This window comes from Methylorubrum suomiense (assembly GCF_022179765.1).
Taxonomy (GTDB): Bacteria; Pseudomonadota; Alphaproteobacteria; order Rhizobiales; family Beijerinckiaceae; genus Methylobacterium; species Methylobacterium suomiense.
In genome coordinates this window covers 223,738-239,294 of sequence record NZ_BPRE01000005.1, presented here as the reverse complement: position 1 = coordinate 239,294, position 15,557 = coordinate 223,738, and the positions used below count along the sequence as shown (strand labels likewise).

General features: G+C 67.9%; 13 protein-coding genes and 1 pseudogene. 7 read left to right on the top strand and 7 right to left on the bottom strand.

All coding sequences use genetic code 11. The features are described 5' to 3' along the window. Positions 1–50: 50 nt before the first annotated feature. The 5 genes and pseudogenes from MFF26_RS10005 to MFF26_RS09980 form a co-directional block, all read right to left on the bottom strand. On the bottom strand, positions 51–1,373 hold the full coding sequence (locus tag MFF26_RS10005) for an AmpG family muropeptide MFS transporter (protein ID WP_137830109.1): 1,323 nt from the start codon (positions 1,371–1,373) through the stop codon (positions 51–53). A gap of 129 nt (positions 1,374–1,502) precedes the next feature. Beyond that, positions 1,503–3,563: pseudogene (locus MFF26_RS10000) on the bottom strand (family 2A encapsulin nanocompartment cargo protein cysteine desulfurase); the annotation flags it as partial. Next, a complete protein-coding gene (locus MFF26_RS26470; RefSeq protein ID WP_283207399.1) occupies positions 3,550–4,941 on the bottom strand; it encodes a family 2B encapsulin nanocompartment shell protein in 1,392 nt (463 codons plus the stop codon). The pseudogene MFF26_RS10000 and the gene MFF26_RS26470, both read right to left, overlap by 14 nt. 483 nt (positions 4,942–5,424) lie before the next feature. Continuing rightward, complete coding sequence (cysE, locus tag MFF26_RS09985; protein ID WP_137830106.1) at positions 5,425–6,303, bottom strand: serine O-acetyltransferase; 879 nt, start codon at positions 6,301–6,303, stop codon at positions 5,425–5,427. A gap of 12 nt (positions 6,304–6,315) precedes the next feature. Next, positions 6,316–6,618 carry a hypothetical protein gene (locus MFF26_RS09980; protein WP_373324408.1) on the bottom strand — a complete coding sequence of 101 codons (303 nt, stop codon included), beginning with the start codon at positions 6,616–6,618 and terminating at the stop codon, positions 6,316–6,318. A 164-nt stretch (positions 6,619–6,782) separates the two neighbouring features. On the opposite strand from MFF26_RS09980, the gene MFF26_RS09975 reads away from it, so the two are divergent. Genes MFF26_RS09975 through MFF26_RS09965 form a run of 3 tightly spaced genes read left to right on the top strand, consistent with a single transcriptional unit; the run spans position 6,783 to position 8,084 of the window. After that, positions 6,783–7,211 (top strand): protein tyrosine phosphatase family protein, encoded by a 429-nt coding sequence (locus MFF26_RS09975; protein ID WP_137830105.1) that lies wholly within the window; start codon positions 6,783–6,785, stop codon positions 7,209–7,211. Between the two features lie 31 nt (positions 7,212–7,242). Beyond that, complete coding sequence (locus tag MFF26_RS09970; protein WP_137830104.1) at positions 7,243–7,659, top strand: YeeE/YedE family protein; 417 nt, start codon at positions 7,243–7,245, stop codon at positions 7,657–7,659. Beyond that, positions 7,656–8,084 carry a DUF6691 family protein gene (locus MFF26_RS09965; protein WP_137830103.1) on the top strand — a complete coding sequence of 143 codons (429 nt, stop codon included), beginning with the start codon at positions 7,656–7,658 and terminating at the stop codon, positions 8,082–8,084. Before MFF26_RS09970 ends, MFF26_RS09965 begins: the two co-directional genes overlap by 4 nt. Positions 8,085–8,106: 22 nt before the next feature. On the opposite strand, the gene MFF26_RS09960 is transcribed toward MFF26_RS09965, so the two are convergent. Together MFF26_RS09960 and MFF26_RS09955 are read right to left on the bottom strand one after the other, a co-directional pair. Then, entirely contained in the window at positions 8,107–8,445 is a 339-nt protein-coding gene (locus MFF26_RS09960; RefSeq protein ID WP_137830102.1) for a hypothetical protein, read from the bottom strand. Between the two features lie 297 nt (positions 8,446–8,742). Then, entirely contained in the window at positions 8,743–9,153 is a 411-nt protein-coding gene (locus tag MFF26_RS09955) for a flagellar biosynthesis repressor FlbT (protein WP_137830101.1), read from the bottom strand. Positions 9,154–9,356: 203 nt separating this feature from the next. Here MFF26_RS09955 and MFF26_RS09950 point away from each other — a divergent pair, with 203 nt between their 5' ends. The 4 genes from MFF26_RS09950 (at position 9,357) to mqo (ending at position 15,526) form a co-directional block, all read left to right on the top strand. Next, positions 9,357–10,532, top strand: coding sequence for a flagellin N-terminal helical domain-containing protein (locus MFF26_RS09950; protein ID WP_137830100.1), 1,176 nt, complete (start codon positions 9,357–9,359; stop codon positions 10,530–10,532). A 205-nt stretch (positions 10,533–10,737) separates the two neighbouring features. Further along, on the top strand, positions 10,738–11,913 hold the full coding sequence (locus MFF26_RS09945; RefSeq protein ID WP_137830099.1) for a flagellin N-terminal helical domain-containing protein: 1,176 nt from the start codon (positions 10,738–10,740) through the stop codon (positions 11,911–11,913). Between the two features lie 117 nt (positions 11,914–12,030). Continuing rightward, positions 12,031–13,476 (top strand): PepSY-associated transmembrane domain-containing protein, encoded by a 1,446-nt coding sequence (locus MFF26_RS09940; RefSeq protein WP_137830098.1) that lies wholly within the window; start codon positions 12,031–12,033, stop codon positions 13,474–13,476. A 388-nt stretch (positions 13,477–13,864) separates the two neighbouring features. Beyond that, the gene (gene mqo, locus MFF26_RS09935; protein WP_137830143.1) at positions 13,865–15,526 is read left to right on the top strand and encodes a malate dehydrogenase (quinone); all 1,662 of its coding nucleotides are present in this window, start codon (positions 13,865–13,867) and stop codon (positions 15,524–15,526) included. The last annotated feature ends 31 nt before the right edge of the window (positions 15,527–15,557 follow it).

The following is a 15,557-nucleotide window of genomic DNA, read 5'->3' as shown; positions in this document are numbered from 1 at the left end:
GGTCGTTGTTTCCGCAGGCATTCGGGCCCGCGCCGGCCGCCGGAATGCGGTCAATGCCCCGTATGCGGCGGCGCCTCGTCGGAGATGCCGACCTTGGCCCAGACGTAGACGGCGAGCAAAGCCACCGGCACGCCGATCAGCGAGGTGAGGACGAAGAACCACGCGAAGCCCGTCCACTCGACGAGGAATCCCGAGAACCCGGCGAGCACGCTGCCGGGAAAGGCGCAGAGCGAGGTCAGAAGCCCGAACTGGCTCGCGGCATGCTCGGTCGAGGCCAGGGTCGACATGTAGGTGATCAGCACCACCGAGGCGAAGGCGTAGGCGAACCCGTCGATGCTGACGGCGGTCGCGAAGGTCCAGAAGGCCGTCCCGCCGTCGCCGCCATGCGCGGCGAGATAGGCGAGGCTCAGATGCGAGGCCGAGGCCGCGACGGTGCCGATGAGGAGGCTCGGCAGCATGCCGATGCGCGGGATCAGCGCACCGGCGAGGAAGGTGCCGCCGAGCCCGATCCAGAAGCCGAACAGCTTGGTGACCGTGGCGATGTCGGTGTTGGAGAAGCCCTGATGCTTGAACAGGGGCACCGCCATCGCATTCGCGACGTAGCCCGGCATGCGGAAGCCCGCGACCAGCAGCAGGATCGCCGGCGCCATCGGTCCGAGCCGCCGGAGCAGGTCGCGGATCGGGCTCCAGACCGTATCGACGAATCCGGCCCGGGGCGGGTGGGGCGCTTGGTCCGAGGGCGGTTCGGGGGCGAACACGGCGGCGACCATGCCGACCAGCATGAGCGCGCCCATGGCGAGATAGGCGCCGCGCCAGCCGATGCGGTCGGCTAGGAACAGGGCGCCGGCCCCCGCCGCGAGGTTGCCGATCCGCCAGCCGATCTCGGTCCAGGAGGAGAGCACCGCCTGCTTCTCGGGCGGGCGCACGCTGGTGATGCGCCATCCGTCGATGACGAGGTCGAGCGTGGCGCCGGCAAATCCCAGGGCGACCGAGAAGGCGATCGTCCAGGCGAGCCAGTGGGCCGGGTCGCCGAAGGCGATGCCGGTCAGCATCGCCATCACGCCGAGTTGCGCCACGACGATCCAGCCGCGCCGCCGGCCGAGGAGGCGCCCCAGCAGCGGCGGGTCGTAACGGTCGAGGAACGGCGCCCAGACGAACTTGAACTTGTAGGCCAGCGTCAGCTCGCTGAGCAGGCCGATCGTCGCGAGCGAGATGCCGACATCGGACAGCCACGCCGATTGCGTGCCGTAGACGAGCAGGAACGGCATGCCGGAGGTGAAGCCGAGCCCGAGCGCGGGGGCGATCCGCCGATCGGTGAACAGGGCCGACCAGAACGGCGTGCTCTCCGAAACCGCTTTCGTCGGCGCGTTCATGCTGGTCCGGCTCCGCTGTGGATGGGCGTGATAGGCCGCGCCGTGAGGGTGCGCCAAGCGGTTCGCAGACGCCAAGCGGCCGCCGCGGGATCGCGGCGGGCGCTCGGTCTTGCCCGGGCCGTGCCCTCCATGCCCCGGCAAGGGCCGCAGCGCGCGCAGGAACACGTCCACATCCTCGCGGGTGTTGTAGAAGGCGAGCGAGGCGCGCACCGATTGGTCAACGCCGAAGCGGCGCAAGGCCGGCAGGGCGCAGTGATGCCCCGAGCGCACGGCGACGCCGTGGGCATCAAGATGGTGGGCGACCGTCTCGTTCTTGAGCCCATCGACCGTGAAGGACATCACGCTCGCCTTGTGGCGGGCGGTGCCGATCAGGCGCAGACCCTTGATGTCGGCCAAGCCTTCCTGCGCATAGTCGAGCAGGTCGTGCTCGTAGGCCGAGATCGCCGGGAGCCCCACGCTCTCGAGGTAATCGAGCGCCGCACCGAGGCCGACCGCACCGGCGATGTCCGGCGTGCCCGCCTCGAACTTTTCCGGCGCGCCCTTGTAGACGGTCTTCGCGAAGGTGACGTCCTCGATCATGTGGCCGCCGCCCTGCCACGGCGGCATCGCCTCCAGCAGGTGCTTCTTGCCGTACAGGGCGCCGATGCCGGTCGGTCCGAACACCTTGTGGCCGGAGAACACCAGGAAGTCGGCGTCGAGCGCCTGCACGTCGATCGGGATATGCGGCGTCGATTGCGCGGCATCGACCAGCACCGGCACGCCGTAGGCATGCGCGAGCGCGATGATCTCCTGGATCGGGTTCACCGTGCCGAGCGCGTTGGCGACATGCGTCACCGAGACGATCTTGGTGCGGCCCGACAGCAGCGCGGCGTATTGCTCGAAGATGATGTCGCCGTTGTCGTCCACCGGGATCACCCGGATCGTCGCGCCGGTCGTCTGCGCCAGCAATTGCCAGGGCACGATGTTGGCGTGGTGCTCGATCGTCGAGACGATGATCTCGTCGCCGGGGCCGATATTCGCGCGACCGTAGGAATTGGCAACGAGGTTGATCGCCTCCGTCGTGCCGCGCAGGAAGACGATGTCGTCCTTCGAGGGCGCGTTGAGGAAGCGGCGGGTCTTCTCGCGTCCGCCCTCGAACAGGTCGGTCGAGCGCGCCGCCAACGTGTGCGCCGCCCGGTGGATGTTCGAGTTGTGGCGACCGTAGAACTCCGACGTCGCGTCGATCACGCTCTGCGGCTTGTGGGTGGTGGCCGCGTTGTCCAGCCACACGAGGCGGTGCCCGTTCACGCTCTGATGCAGCGCCGGGAAATCCTTTCGCACATGCTCGACGTCGAACGGCGCGCCGGCCGGCACCGAGCCGTGCGAGGTCACCCGCGGGGCGGGGCCGTGATGGCGCGAGGGCTCGACCCGGGGCTGGGCGTGACCCTTGGCCTTGCGCCCGGGCGCAGGCGCCGGGCTCAGGAAGTAGTAATCGCCCGTGTTGTCGGATGCCGGCACGCTCGGATGCGGCAGGTGGCCGGTGCGCGAAAAGTGTTCCTGCGCCACATCCTTTCCGCCCGCTTTGCCGCCTTGCGACGGATCGGCGGGCACGAGGTGCGGCGCCAGCGCGTGGGCGAAGCCGTTGGCGCGCGGATGGTCGGACGCGATCTGGCGATGCAGGTCGGGCCCGCCGGGGATCGCGGCGGCGACGTCCGGTACGCTCGGCACGAAGTATTCCGGAAACCGGTTCTGGTTCGGGAGCGGGTGCACCGAGGGAATTCCCGCCACGTCGAAGACGTTCGCGCTCGCCGGCGCGGGCGTCGCGCCCACGGGATTGGCGTGCGACGGGCCGGAAAGGCCCGGCAGGCCGACCGGCGGCGCGCCGAACGAGCGGGCCGCCAGCGCCGACAGGTCGGGCTGGAAGCCCGCGGGGAGGGGCCCCGACGGCACGGAGGGCGTGCCAAGGGGCGCGCTCAGGGTGGCGCCGGGCAGCGCGGGCTGCCCGGAACCGGAGGGAAGGCTCTCCAAGCCCTGGGGGACTTGAGGCGTCTGCGGCAGGTGAGGCTGGAACGGGGCGATGGCCGCCTGTCCCTGGCCGTAGATCTCGCGGGCGAGACGCCCGACGAGATCGGCATGCGCCAGATCGCCCGCGCTGCCGGCCGGAAGGCCGGGAGCCGGAAACCCCACGAGCCCGGCGTCAGGCGTAGTCATGGTAGTTTCCCAGCAGCACGTTATCGAGACGGGCGATGGCGTCCTCGACCAGCACGGCGGCCGAGAAGTAGCGGGTCACGAGGTGCGAGGCGATGGAATGGTCGTTGGTGCCCATGTAGCGCACCGACAGGCCGGGCTCGATCTCGCCGGTGACGCCGGACTTCTGCAGGCCGACCACGCCCTGCTCGCCCTCGCCGACGCGCAGCAGGAGGATCGAGGTGGTCTGCGCCCCGGTCGCCGGATCGATGTCGATCGGCAGCTTGTCGCTGGGAACGAGCGGCACGCCGCGCCAGGTGATGAAGGGCGCGCCGAACAGGTGGACGACGACCGGCGGCACGCCGCGGCGGGTGGCCTCACGGCCGAAGGCCGCGATGGCGCGGGGATGCGCGACGAAGAAGGCGGGCTTCTTCCAGACCAGCGTCAGCAGCTCGTCGAGATCGTCCGGGGTCGGCGGGCCGGAGCGGGTCGGGATGCGCTGGCGCCCCGAGACCTCGTGCAGCAGGCCGAATTGCGAGTTGTTGAGGAGTTCCCATTCCTCGCGCTCCTTCACGGCATCGACCGTGAGGCGGATCTGCTCGCGCAACTGGTCGATCTCATTGGAATAGAGATCGGTGACGCGGGTATGGGTGTTGAGGATCGTCTGGATTGTCGAGAGGTGATACTCGCGCGGATCGATCTCGTAGTCGACGAAGGTGGTCGGCAGGCGCGGCTCGCCGGTATGGACCGCCAGCAGCTCGATGCCCTGCTCGCCGTAGGAATTGGTGTGGCCCTTCAGCCGGTCGCGCTCCTCCTGATACTGGTCGATGCGCGCCCGGATGCCCTCGTCCTCGACCGCGGCCGGATCGAGCGTCAGAAGGGTGACCGCCGACAGCGCCTTCACGGCCGGGGCCGGACCCTCCTCGCCGACGAGGGCGCCCTCGCCGAAATAGTCGCCGCGGGTGGCCAGTCCCTGGCGGAGACGTCCCTTATAGGGCCCCGACAGGGTCAGCTCGACGGTCCCGTCGGCCACCACGACGAGGCTGCGGCCCGACGAGCCCTCCTCGGCAATGGTCTCGCCGGCCTTGTGCTTGCTCTCCGTGAACTTGCCCGCGAGCGCGGAGAGTTCCGCGTCGCCCAGGCGGCTGAACAGCGGCACGGAGCGCAGCGAGCCGGGACGGATGGCGCGCGTGCCCTCCTCGCTCGCCAGATCGATGCGGCCGGACTTGGCCAGCACCACGGCACGGCGGTTGACGCGGTAGACGCCGCCCGCGACGTCCACGAAGGGGAGGAGCCGCAGCAGGAAGCGGGGGGTGTTGGCGACGTTCTGAACCGAGGTGACGGTCGCGGTTGCTAGATTGCGCGCGGCGGATGCGCTCACGCTCAGGCCTGGTCCACTCATCTGTCGTCGTCTCCGTGATCGGTTCGCTGTGCCGGGACGAGCGCCCATGCGTCCGCAACGATGCGGACGAAGTCCAGCATCGGCGCTGCGCTGTTGTTGGCGCGTCCGGCTCAAGATTGGGAATGTCTTGTTCCTCCGCGGGCCCTGCTTGTTTTGGCCATCCGGGTTGGCCGGAAATTAGGCTTGATCCCGAACACCCGTCAATAGAACTTTGTTCTCAATTTCAGCTATGTCGAAGAACGTACTTCTGAGTATGCGGTAATAAATCGATGAAAATTCTCCATAACGGCAATAAATTAGAATGAAATTCTATCTATGCGTTCTATTCCGGAATACTTGAATGGAAATTTCATCTTCTGCCTCCGCCGTATGCACGAGGCGGGTCGATGGGGAGGGTCGAAAGCGGAGGTGCGGCCGCGGAAACGTGCTCGAAAGTGCCGTGATCCGCGCGTGGAAGAGCTCGAATCGGCGCGCGGCTCCGCTTCAGATGCCGTCCCCGTAGCCGACGAAGGATTGATCCATGCTCTGAGCCGGATTGTCGTCGGCGGCGAGTCGCGAGACGACGCGGGCCGGCACCCCGGCCACGGTGGTGTGAGCCGGCACCTCGTGCAGCACCACCGCGGCGGCGGCGACCTTCGCCCCCTCGCCGACCCGGATGTTGCCGAGCACCTTGGCTCCGACGCTCAGGAGCACGCCGCGGGCGATCTTCGGATGGCGGTCGCCGCTCTCCTTTCCGTTGCCGCCGAGCGTGACGGATTGGAGGATCGACACGTCGTCGGCCACCACCGTGGTCTCGCCGATGACGACGCCGGTGGCATGGTCGATGAACACGCCCGAACCGATCCGCGCGGCGGGGTGGATATCGCAGCCGAACACTTCCGAGATGCGACTCTGGACATGGAGCGCCAGCGTCGCCCGGCCCTGCGCCCACAGCCAGTGCGCCACCCGGTAGCCTTCCAGCGCCGCGAAGCCCTTGTAGAACAGGAACGGGTCGAGATAGCGCCGGCAGGTCGGGTCGCGCTCGCGGATCGCCACGAGGTCGCGCACAGCCTGCGCCGAGAGATCCGGATCGGCCTCGAAGGCCGACAGGCAGAGATCGCGCACCGTGAGCCGCGACAGGTCGCCGTCGCCGAGGCGGTGGGCGAGGCGGTAGGCCAGGGCACCGGAAAGCCTGCGCTGGTCGAGCACGGTGGCCTGGATCAGGCCCGCATAGAGCGGTTCCTCGATCAGCGCCGCCTCGGCCTCGCTCCGCAATTCCCGCCACACCTCGTCTTCCGCCGTGCCCCGGTGGGTGGCGCGCAGGGGAGGCTGCAAGGAGAGTGGGTCGAGGCCCGCGCGGGCCTCGATGGTGCCGGTCGTCATGGAGGGGGCGTCCTAGTTCACGCGCCGGAACATCGCCGGCAGGTAGGCCTGAAGGGTCTCGTGGCCCTCGAACTTCACGTCGACCGTGTCCGCCGCGCCGTCCGACACGCCGTCCGCCGCATGCGTGCCGACGACCCGCCCCGTGGCATTGCGCCAGATGCCGAGCGTCTCGGCGAGATCGAGCCGGGCGAACATCACGGCGTCGCCCGGCCTCATTCCGCCGACGGGCCCGCCGCGCTCCGCTCCCTGGCGGGCCGCCGCAGCCCCGTCGGGAAATCTCTTCCAAGTCCGTCCGTCGTGAGGGAAGACTTCCATCGCGCGGTCTCCTCGCCCTAGCAAAATATTCGCTAAGTCATTGTTATATAACGATATTTATGGATGGATGACCGCTTGGCAAGCCTTGCCCGGAAAGAATCCGCAGGCTACCCCGCTGATCGCGGCCCGTGCGGACGATCCGTTCGGGCCCGGAGGCGGATGTCATGAAGCGCACGATCATCGACCCAACCTTCTCCGTGGCCGGGCAGCCCTCGCTGGACGAGATCGCCGCCCTCGGCCGGGAGGGCGTCGCGCTCCTGATCAACAACCGGCCGGACGGCGAGGAGCCGAGCCAGCCGGGATCCGCGGCCGAGCGCGCCGCGGCGGAAGGCGCCGGCCTCGCTTATCTCGACCTGCCGGTGACCGGGCCGACCATCACCCGCGCGGCGGTCGAAGCGTTTCACGCGGCCGTGGAGGCGGCGCCGGGCCCGGTGGTGGCCCATTGCCGAAGCGGCACGCGTTCACTGACGCTCTGGGTGCTCGGCGAGGTGATCGCCGGGCGCCTGCGCCGCGAGGACCTTCCGGAGCTCGGTGCGCGCCACGGCTTCGACCTGTCCGGGGCCCTGCGCTGGCTCGATGCGAACGGGCTCTGACGCTGAGATCGCGAGATTGAGGGAGACGTCGATGCACCCCTATTGGGCCGGCCTCGCCGGCGGCGCGCTGATTGGCCTATCGGTCGCCGGGCTGATGCTGCTCAACGGCCGCATTGCCGGCATCAGCGGGGTGGTGGCCGGGCTCGGTCAGGATCGCGGCGAGCGGCGCTGGGCCGATCTCGCCTTCGTCGGCGGCTTGATCGGTGGGCCGGCCCTGTTCGCGTGGCTCTCCGGCGAATGGCCGACGATGCGCTTCGTGGCCTCGCTGCCCGTCCTGGCGCTCGCCGGTCTCCTCGTCGGTTTCGGCACGCGGCTGGGCTCGGGCTGCACCAGCGGCCACGGTGTGGCCGGTCTCGCCCGGCTCTCGCCGCGCTCGCTGGCCGCCGTCCTCACCTTCCTCGCCGCCGGTATGGTGACGGTGGCGGTGCTTCGCGGGCTCCCTCAATGACCGGCGCCGCCCCCCGTCTCGCCGCGGCCCTCGCCATGGGCCTGCTCTTCGGCCTTGGCCTGTCGCTCTCCGGCATGCTCGACCCGGCCCGCGTCCAGGGATTCCTCGATGTGGGCGGCGCCTGGGACCCGACCCTGATCTTCGTACTCGGCGGCGCCGTGAGCGTCGCGTTGGCGGGCTTCGCGCTCGCCCGCCGCCTGCCGCGCCCGGTCCTCGACACCCGCTTCGATCTCCCCGCCCGCCGCCGGATCGACGCGCCGCTGATCGGCGGCGCGGCCCTGTTCGGGGTCGGCTGGGGTTTGTCGGGCCTGTGCCCCGGCCCGGCGGTGGCGGCCCTCTCGACCGGGGCGTTGCCGATCCTGGTCTTCGTGCCGGCGATGCTCGTCGGCATGGCGGCCTTCCGGCTCATCCGGGGCGCCCGGTGAGCCTACCGCGTTGTTCGAGGGATCAAGGCGTGCGCAGGGAGCGGAGGAAGCGCGGGATGAAGCGGCTGCGCCCTCGCATGCCCTCCCCCTCGTCGGCCCCGTCGCTGGACGCCCCGTCCATCAGCGCGTCCGGCGCGCCGTCGGTCTCCGACCGGCTATGGAGACGGTTCAGCACGTCGATCACGAGATCGGGGACCGGATGCCGGCAATCCTCCAGCAGGTGGGCGGCCTCGTCGAGGGCCGTCACCTTCGCGACGGACGGCGCGCCGAGCATGCTTTCCAGAAGAATCTGATCCGCCAGTTCGCCGGCCAAGCGGGATACTTCGGAGAGCCGATCAGGGGAGGGGCTCGGTTCGGCCATCGGATGCTTGCGCCTCTCCAGCACTCTTCGGATGCGCGGGCAGGCGAAGAGGCATCAACATAGGTTGCTGACAAGCGCAGTACGGCTCGCCTTGCGGCAAAATCTATATTGATGCGTCTTTCTCGACAACGATTTGTCGCAAAATCGTTGCGTCGGCTCACAGGCGTGCGTGGATAAGCTCGATCTTGGCTCTGGGTGGAGGCAATTCAGGCCGATATTCGAGTTGTGCTCGGAGAGAGGTCGGTGCGGTGGGTCGTGCCGGCGCCGCTTGCGCGGAATCCGGCCACGGCCCTCTTCTTATTCCTGCGCTCCGCGGTCCGGATGCACCAGATGGGCGTGGAGACTCTGCTCGTAGGCAACGAGGTCGCGGCCCCGCTTGACCGCCCGGTGGTATTGCCGGGCGGACAACTCGTCCTGGATGGCCAGGATGTAGGGGGCCATGCTCGGCGCTGCCTCCAGCAACTGGTTCGCCTGCTGCACGAACAGGTCGTCGGCCTCCGCCGGGTTGTCGGCGAGATAGATCAGTTGGAGCGTCACGCAGAGGCGCTTGGCGGCGGTGTCGGCGTCCGCCTCGAAGATGATCTCGCTCTCGCGCAGGAACTTGCACTGGTTCTCGATCATGAAGACCGATCGCCTATCGCCGTTGCGGATCAGCGCCCCGTTGATGATCAGCCGTTCGTTGGGTTTCAGCTCGATGCGCAGCGGCATGGTTACCGGTTCCTCAATGAGTCGAATGTGAGACTTGTCTCGGGGGATTGCTTAACTATCATCACGAGTGGGCCGGTTCGACTTGGCTGAATCGATCGATACCGCGTGAAATAGCCGATCGGATTAAGGTCTCGGCAAGACGCAGGGTGAAATGTCCGGGGGCCGCCAGAACGACGGCTTCCAGACCCAATAGGATCGCCCCCATGTCCTCCGGTATCACCCTTTCGTCCGCGACCCGCCAGAACCTGCTCTCGCTGCAGGACACCGCCTCGCTCACCTCGACGACCCAGAACCGCCTCGCCACCGGCCTCAAGGTGTCCTCGGCCCTCGACAGCCCGGTCAACTTCTTCACCGCCCAGTCCCTGTCCAACCGCTCGGCCGATCTCGGCGGCCTGCTCGACTCGATCTCGAACGGCGTGCAGGTGATCCAGGCGGCCAACCAGGGCATCACGTCGATCCAGAAGCTGATCGACTCGGCTAAGTCCACGGCCAGCCAGGCCCTGTCGACCCAGGTCAGCACCACCGGCACCGCCTCGACCGATTTCGCGGGCTCCGCCTCGACCGTGGCGTTCTACGTCAACGGCACCGCCAAGAGCACGACGCTGCTGGCCACGGACACGATCGACTCGGCCATCACCAAGCTCAACACCTCCGCCGGTTCGACGATGTTCTCGAAGGACACGTCGGGCAAGAGGATCGTCCTCAACGCCGGCGCCGATGTCGAGTTCAAGGACACCGGCAGCCAGACCGCGTTGGGCTTCGCGACGGGCGGAACCGGGACAACCGACAAGTACGGCACGGGTAACAGCACCGTCGGTCAGAGCGGAGACCTGACGGTGTCGGGCGTCGACGCCCGCAAGAAGCTCGCCGATCAGTTCAACAGCCTGCTGACCCAGATCACCCAGCTGTCCAAGGATGCGAGCTTCAACGGTGTCAACCTGATCTCGAACGGCGATGCCAGCAACAAGCTGCACATCGCCTTCAACGAGAAGGACACGTCGAACCTCGATGTCCAGGGCCAGGATCTGACCGCGAGCGGCCTCAAGCTCAACGCGATCACCGCCGGCACCTCGGGCACCGGCAACTTCCTGCTCGATGCCGACATCAAGACGACGCTGACGAGCCTCAGCGGCGCCTCCGACACCCTGCGCTCGGCGAGCTCGACCTTCGGCTCGAACCTCTCGGTGGTGCAGAACCGGCAGTCGTTCTCGAAGAACCTGATCAACGTTCTCGATACCGGCGCGGCCAACCTGACCAACGCCGATCTCAATGTCGAGGCGGCGAACTCGCAGGCGCTGACGACCCGTCAGTCGCTGGGCATCTCGGCGCTGTCGCTGGCCAACCAGGCGCAGCAGAGCATCCTCCAGCTCCTGCGTTGATCCTGGCCAATCGCTCCCGCGCTCCGGCGCGGGAGACGAAGTCGCTTCAATCGAACGAGGCACGGCCGGAGTTCCGCTCCGGCCGTTTTTCTATGTTTCGATGGTCAGCGGCGCGAAGTGTCGCAACGTTAACCAGACGGCAACCCATCTGTGCTGAATTAACCTTAATGCCGATCAGGCATGCGCCTCGAACGGGTAGCCAGTCATGTCGTCCAACATCACTCTTTCTTCCGCCACACGACAGAACCTGCTCTCGCTGCAGGACACCGCCGCCCTTACCTCGACGACGCAGAACCGCCTCGCCACCGGCCTCAAGGTGTCCTCGGCCCTCGACAGCCCGGTCAACTTCTTCACCGCCCAGGCCTTCACGAGCCGCTCCGGCGATCTCGGCGCCCTGCTCGACTCGATCTCGAACGGTGTTCAGACGATCCAAGCGGCCAACCAGGGCATCACCTCGATCCAGAAACTGATCGACTCGGCCAAGTCCACGGCCAGCCAGGCCCTGTCGACCCAGGTCACCACCACCGGCACCGCCTCGACCGATTTCGCGGGCTCCGCCTCGACCGTGGCGTTCTACGTCAACGGCACGGCCAAGACGACGACGTTGCTGGCCACGGACACGATCGACACGGCCATCACCAAGCTCAACACCTCCGCCGGTTCGACGATGTTCTCGAAGGATACGTCGGGCAAGAGGATCGTCCTCAACGCCAGCTCGGACATCGAGTTCAAGGACACCGCCAGCCAGACCGCGTTGGGCTTCGCGACGGGCGGGACCGCGACGACCGACAAGTACGGCACGGGTAACAGCACCGCCGGTCAGAGCGCGGACCTGACAGTGTCGGGCGTCGACACCCGCAAGAAGCTCGCCGATCAGTTCAACAGCCTGCTGACCCAGATCACCCAATTGGCCAAGGATGCCAGCTTCAACGGCATCAATCTGATCTCGAACGGCGACACCAGCAACAAGCTGCACATCGCCTTCAACGAGAAGGACACTGCGAACCTCGACGTCCAGGGCCAGGATTTGACCGCGGTTGGCCTCAAGCTCAACGCGATCACCTCCGGAACCTCGGGCACGGGCAACTTCCTGCTCGATGCCGACGTCAAGACGACGCTGACGAGCCTCGGCGCTGCCTCCGACACCCTGCGCTCGGCGAGCTCGACCTTCGGCTCGAACCTCTCGGTGGTGCAGAACCGGCAGGACTTCACCAAGCGTCTGGTCAACATCCTCGACACCGGCGCGGCCAACCTGACCAACGCCGATCTCAACGAGGAGGCGGCGAACTCGCAGGCGCTGACGACCCGTCAGTCGCTGGGCATCTCGGCGCTGTCGCTGGCCAACCAGGCCCAGCAGGGCATCCTCCAGCTCCTGCGCTGACGCGGTCCCGCGCCGGACGCGCCCGCGCCCGCGCATCCCCGACTTCCCAACCGTCAGACCGCCGGTCTATGGACCGGCGGTCTGACGGCGTTCGCCGTCCCGTCGATCGATCCCGCCTTGCGAAACCTCGGCAAACGCCTCCTGCGCTGGCTCCTGCTCGGCCATCGCTGGCTCGGTATCGCCACCGCGCTTCTCTTCGCCGTCTGGTTCCTGTCCGGAGCGGTGATGATGTATGTCGGCTTCCCGCGACTGACGGAGACCGAGCGCCGCGCCGCCCTGCCGCCGCTGGCCCTGTCGTCCGGCCTGATCGGTCCCGACGCCGCTTTCGCCGCCGCCCGACAAACCGCACCGCCCGCGCGCATCGATCTCGGCATGCTCGGGGACGAGCCGGTCTATCGCATCCAGGCCCTCGACGGCGCCCGCACCATGATCGCCGCCGCCGACGGTCGGCGCATGGAGCGGGTCGATTCCGATCACCTCCTGCTCATCGCCGCCGGCCACCCCGCCGCCCGGACGGTGGAGGATCTCGGTTCGATCCTGCGCGATCAGTGGACGGTGCATCAGCGCTACGATCCGCTGCGCCCGTTCCGCCTCGTGGCCCTCGGCGACGTCGCCGGGACGCGCCTCTATCTGTCGGAGCGCACCGGCGAGATCGCCCTCGACACCACGCGGGCGGAGCGGTTCTGGAACTGGCTCGGCGCCGTGCCGCACTGGATCTACCTCACGCCCCTGCGGGCCGAGCCCGCCCTGTGGCGCGATGTGGTCCTGTGGGTCTCCGGCATCGCCATCGCGGTGGCGGCGAGCGGCACCGTCCTCGGCTTGTCCCGCCTGCGGCTGCGCCCGCGCTACGCCAACGGGCGGACGACGCCCTATCGCGGGATCGCGGCGTGGCACCATCTCGGCGGCCTGATCGGTGGGACGGCGCTCCTGACCTTCATCGTCAGCGGCTGGCTGTCCATGAATCCGAACCGCTGGTTCTCGCCGACCATGCCGGATCCGGCCGCCCTGGCGCGCTATCTCGGCCCCGAGGCGGCCGTGCGCGCCTTCGATCCTGAGGCGGCGACCCGCACCTGCCCGGATCTGAAGGAGATCCGCTTCGTCCGGGTCGGCGATGCCCCGCTCACCCTCGCGATCTGCGGCGAGGATGCGCCGCGCCCCTGCTGCGGCACCGCGGTGCCGGATCCGGAGAACCTGCACCGTGCCCTCGCGCGCCTGATGCCGGGGGAGGCGCCGCCGCGCATCGAGCGGATCGAGGCCGAGGATTCCTACTGGTACGGTCCCCGGGAGACGCGACCGCTGCCGGTTCTGCGCGCCGTCTTCGCGGACCCGGCCGCGACCTGGATCCATATCGATCCGACAACGGGCGAGATCCTCGGGCGGATGGATCGCTCGAACCGGGTCTCCCGCTGGTTGTTCAACGGGCTGCACACCCTCGATCTCGCGGTGCTGCGCCGCCGCCCGGTCTGGGACGCGGTGATGGCGCTCTGGCTCTCGGCCGGCTTCCTCGTCGCGGTGACCGGGCTCATCATCGGCTGGCGGCGTCTGCGGCGGCGCTTCGGCTGAAGATTTCGGCCCGACCTTCTCTGAATTGACAGGTTACGATCCGGATCTTCGTCGATATCGGCGGGCCGCGATGGGGGCCGGATGGGTCTTTCGAGTTGCGCATTGTGACGATCGACCGTCAGGGGATCCGCTGATATTCTATAAACATCGACGACCCCGTCGATACGGGCCTACCGGCAGGGTGCCACTTCCCACGACTGATTTCCGATCATCGTCTTGGAGGCTTGAGCATGGCTGCCATGTCGTGCCGCGGCTGTCGGGGCCGCTGTCCGCAGGTTAGCGGAACGAGTGCAAATAATTTTTGAGTCGCCCACAAAATAAAATGAAAAATAACGGGCGCCGACACCGCAGACTGCACGTTGGAGGCACTTCCATGCATGATCGTTCCATGCCGATGAACCGTCGGCAGCTCATCGGCGGCGCGCTCGCCGGCGCAGCGGCGACCGCTCTCCCCGGCGGCCCGCTCTTCGCTGCGGGCGAGGCCCGCAAGGTCGACGTGCTGCTGATCGGCGGCGGCATCATGAGCGCGACGCTCGGCGTGTGGCTGCGCGAACTCGAGCCCGGCTGGTCGATGGAGATGGTCGAGCGGCTCGACGGCGTGGCGCTGGAGAGCTCCAACGGCTGGAACAATGCCGGCACCGGTCACTCGGCGCTCGCCGAACTGAACTACACCCCCGAGGATTCGAAGGGGAACGTGAAGATCGAGAAGGCGGTCGAGATCAACGAGGCCTTCCAGGTCACGCGCCAGTTCCTCGCGTGGCAGGTCCAGCAGGGCGTGCTGAAGAACCCGCGCTCCTTCATCAACTCGACCCCGCATATGAGCTTCGTCTGGGGCGACGAGAACATCGCCTATCTGAAGAAGCGCCACGAGGCGCTCAAGGCGAGCCCGCTCTTTGCCGGGATGGAGTATTCGACCGATCCCGAACAGCTGAACAAGTGGGTCCCCCTCATGATGGAGGGCCGGGATCCGAAGCAGACGATCGCCGCGACCTGGACGCCGGTCGGCACCGACGTCGAGTGGGGCGAGATCACCCGCCAATACGTCGCCTCGCTGGCAAGCCGCCCGAATTTCTCGTTGCGCACCTCCACGGAGGTGGAGAGCATCGAGCGCAACAAGGACAACACCTGGCGCATCACCTCCAAGAACCTGAAGGACGGTTCGCGCCAAGTCGTCGACGCCAAGTTCGTGTTCATCGGTGCGGGCGGCGGCGCGCTGCACCTGCTCCAGGCCTCGGGCATCCCGGAGGCGGCCGATTACGGCGGCTTCCCCGTCGGCGGTTCGTTCCTCGTCAACGAGAACCCGAGCGTGGCCATGCGCCACCTCGCCAAGGCCTACGGCAAGGCCTCGGTTGGCTCGCCGCCGATGTCGGTGCCCCATCTCGACACCCGCGTGCTCGGCGGCAAGCGCGTGATCCTGTTCGGGCCGTTCGCGACCTTCTCGACCAAGTTCCTGAAGGAGGGCTCGTATTTCGATCTGCTGACCTCCACCACCACCAGCAATGTCTGGCCGATGGTGCGGGTCGGCGTCGATCAGTATCCGCTGATCGAGTATCTCGCCGGTCAGGTGATGCTCTCCGACGAGGACCGCTATCAGGCCCTGCGCGAGTATTTCCCCAACGCCAAGAAGGACGAGTGGCGCCTCGTCCAGGCCGGTCAGCGGGTGCAGATCATCAAGCGCGATCCGGAGAAGGGCGGCGTTCTGAAGCTCGGCACCGAGGTCGTCGCGGCCAAGGACGGCACCATCGCGGCGCTGCTGGGCGCTTCGCCCGGCGCCTCGACCGCCGCGCCGATCATGCTGACCGTGTTGGAGAAGGTCTTCGCCGATCGGGTGAAGAGCGCCGAGTGGCAGGAGAAGATCCGCAAGATCGTCCCGAGCTACGGCACCAAGCTCAATGCCGATCCGCAGAAGGCCTACGAGGAACTCGCCTATACCAGCGAGCACCTGCAGCTCACCCCGCCGCCGAAGCCGGCCGCCGTCACCGTTCCGGTGAACGCCGCCCCCGAGACCACGGGCGGCGTGGTGAAGGCCGTGCCGGACATGGCGCCGTAAGCGCTCTGGCTCTCCCGCCGCCCCCTGCTGC

Excerpts from the sequence above, each read along its gene's own strand:
- MFF26_RS10005 (WP_137830109.1), bottom strand. The coding sequence starts at position 1,373 with ATGAACGCGCCGACGAAAGCGGTTTCGGAGAGCACGCCGTTCTGGTCG.
- MFF26_RS26470 (WP_283207399.1), bottom strand. The coding sequence starts at position 4,941 with ATGAGTGGACCAGGCCTGAGCGTGAGCGCATCCGCCGCGCGCAATCTA.
- cysE (WP_137830106.1), bottom strand. The coding sequence starts at position 6,303 with ATGACGACCGGCACCATCGAGGCCCGCGCGGGCCTCGACCCACTCTCC.
- MFF26_RS09980 (WP_373324408.1), bottom strand. The coding sequence starts at position 6,618 with ATGGAAGTCTTCCCTCACGACGGACGGACTTGGAAGAGATTTCCCGAC.
- MFF26_RS09975 (WP_137830105.1), top strand. The coding sequence starts at position 6,783 with ATGAAGCGCACGATCATCGACCCAACCTTCTCCGTGGCCGGGCAGCCC.
- MFF26_RS09970 (WP_137830104.1), top strand. The coding sequence starts at position 7,243 with ATGCACCCCTATTGGGCCGGCCTCGCCGGCGGCGCGCTGATTGGCCTA.
- MFF26_RS09965 (WP_137830103.1), top strand. The coding sequence starts at position 7,656 with ATGACCGGCGCCGCCCCCCGTCTCGCCGCGGCCCTCGCCATGGGCCTG.
- MFF26_RS09960 (WP_137830102.1), bottom strand. The coding sequence starts at position 8,445 with ATGGCCGAACCGAGCCCCTCCCCTGATCGGCTCTCCGAAGTATCCCGC.
- MFF26_RS09955 (WP_137830101.1), bottom strand. The coding sequence starts at position 9,153 with ATGCCGCTGCGCATCGAGCTGAAACCCAACGAACGGCTGATCATCAAC.
- MFF26_RS09950 (WP_137830100.1), top strand. The coding sequence starts at position 9,357 with ATGTCCTCCGGTATCACCCTTTCGTCCGCGACCCGCCAGAACCTGCTC.
- MFF26_RS09945 (WP_137830099.1), top strand. The coding sequence starts at position 10,738 with ATGTCGTCCAACATCACTCTTTCTTCCGCCACACGACAGAACCTGCTC.
- mqo (WP_137830143.1), top strand. The coding sequence starts at position 13,865 with ATGCCGATGAACCGTCGGCAGCTCATCGGCGGCGCGCTCGCCGGCGCA.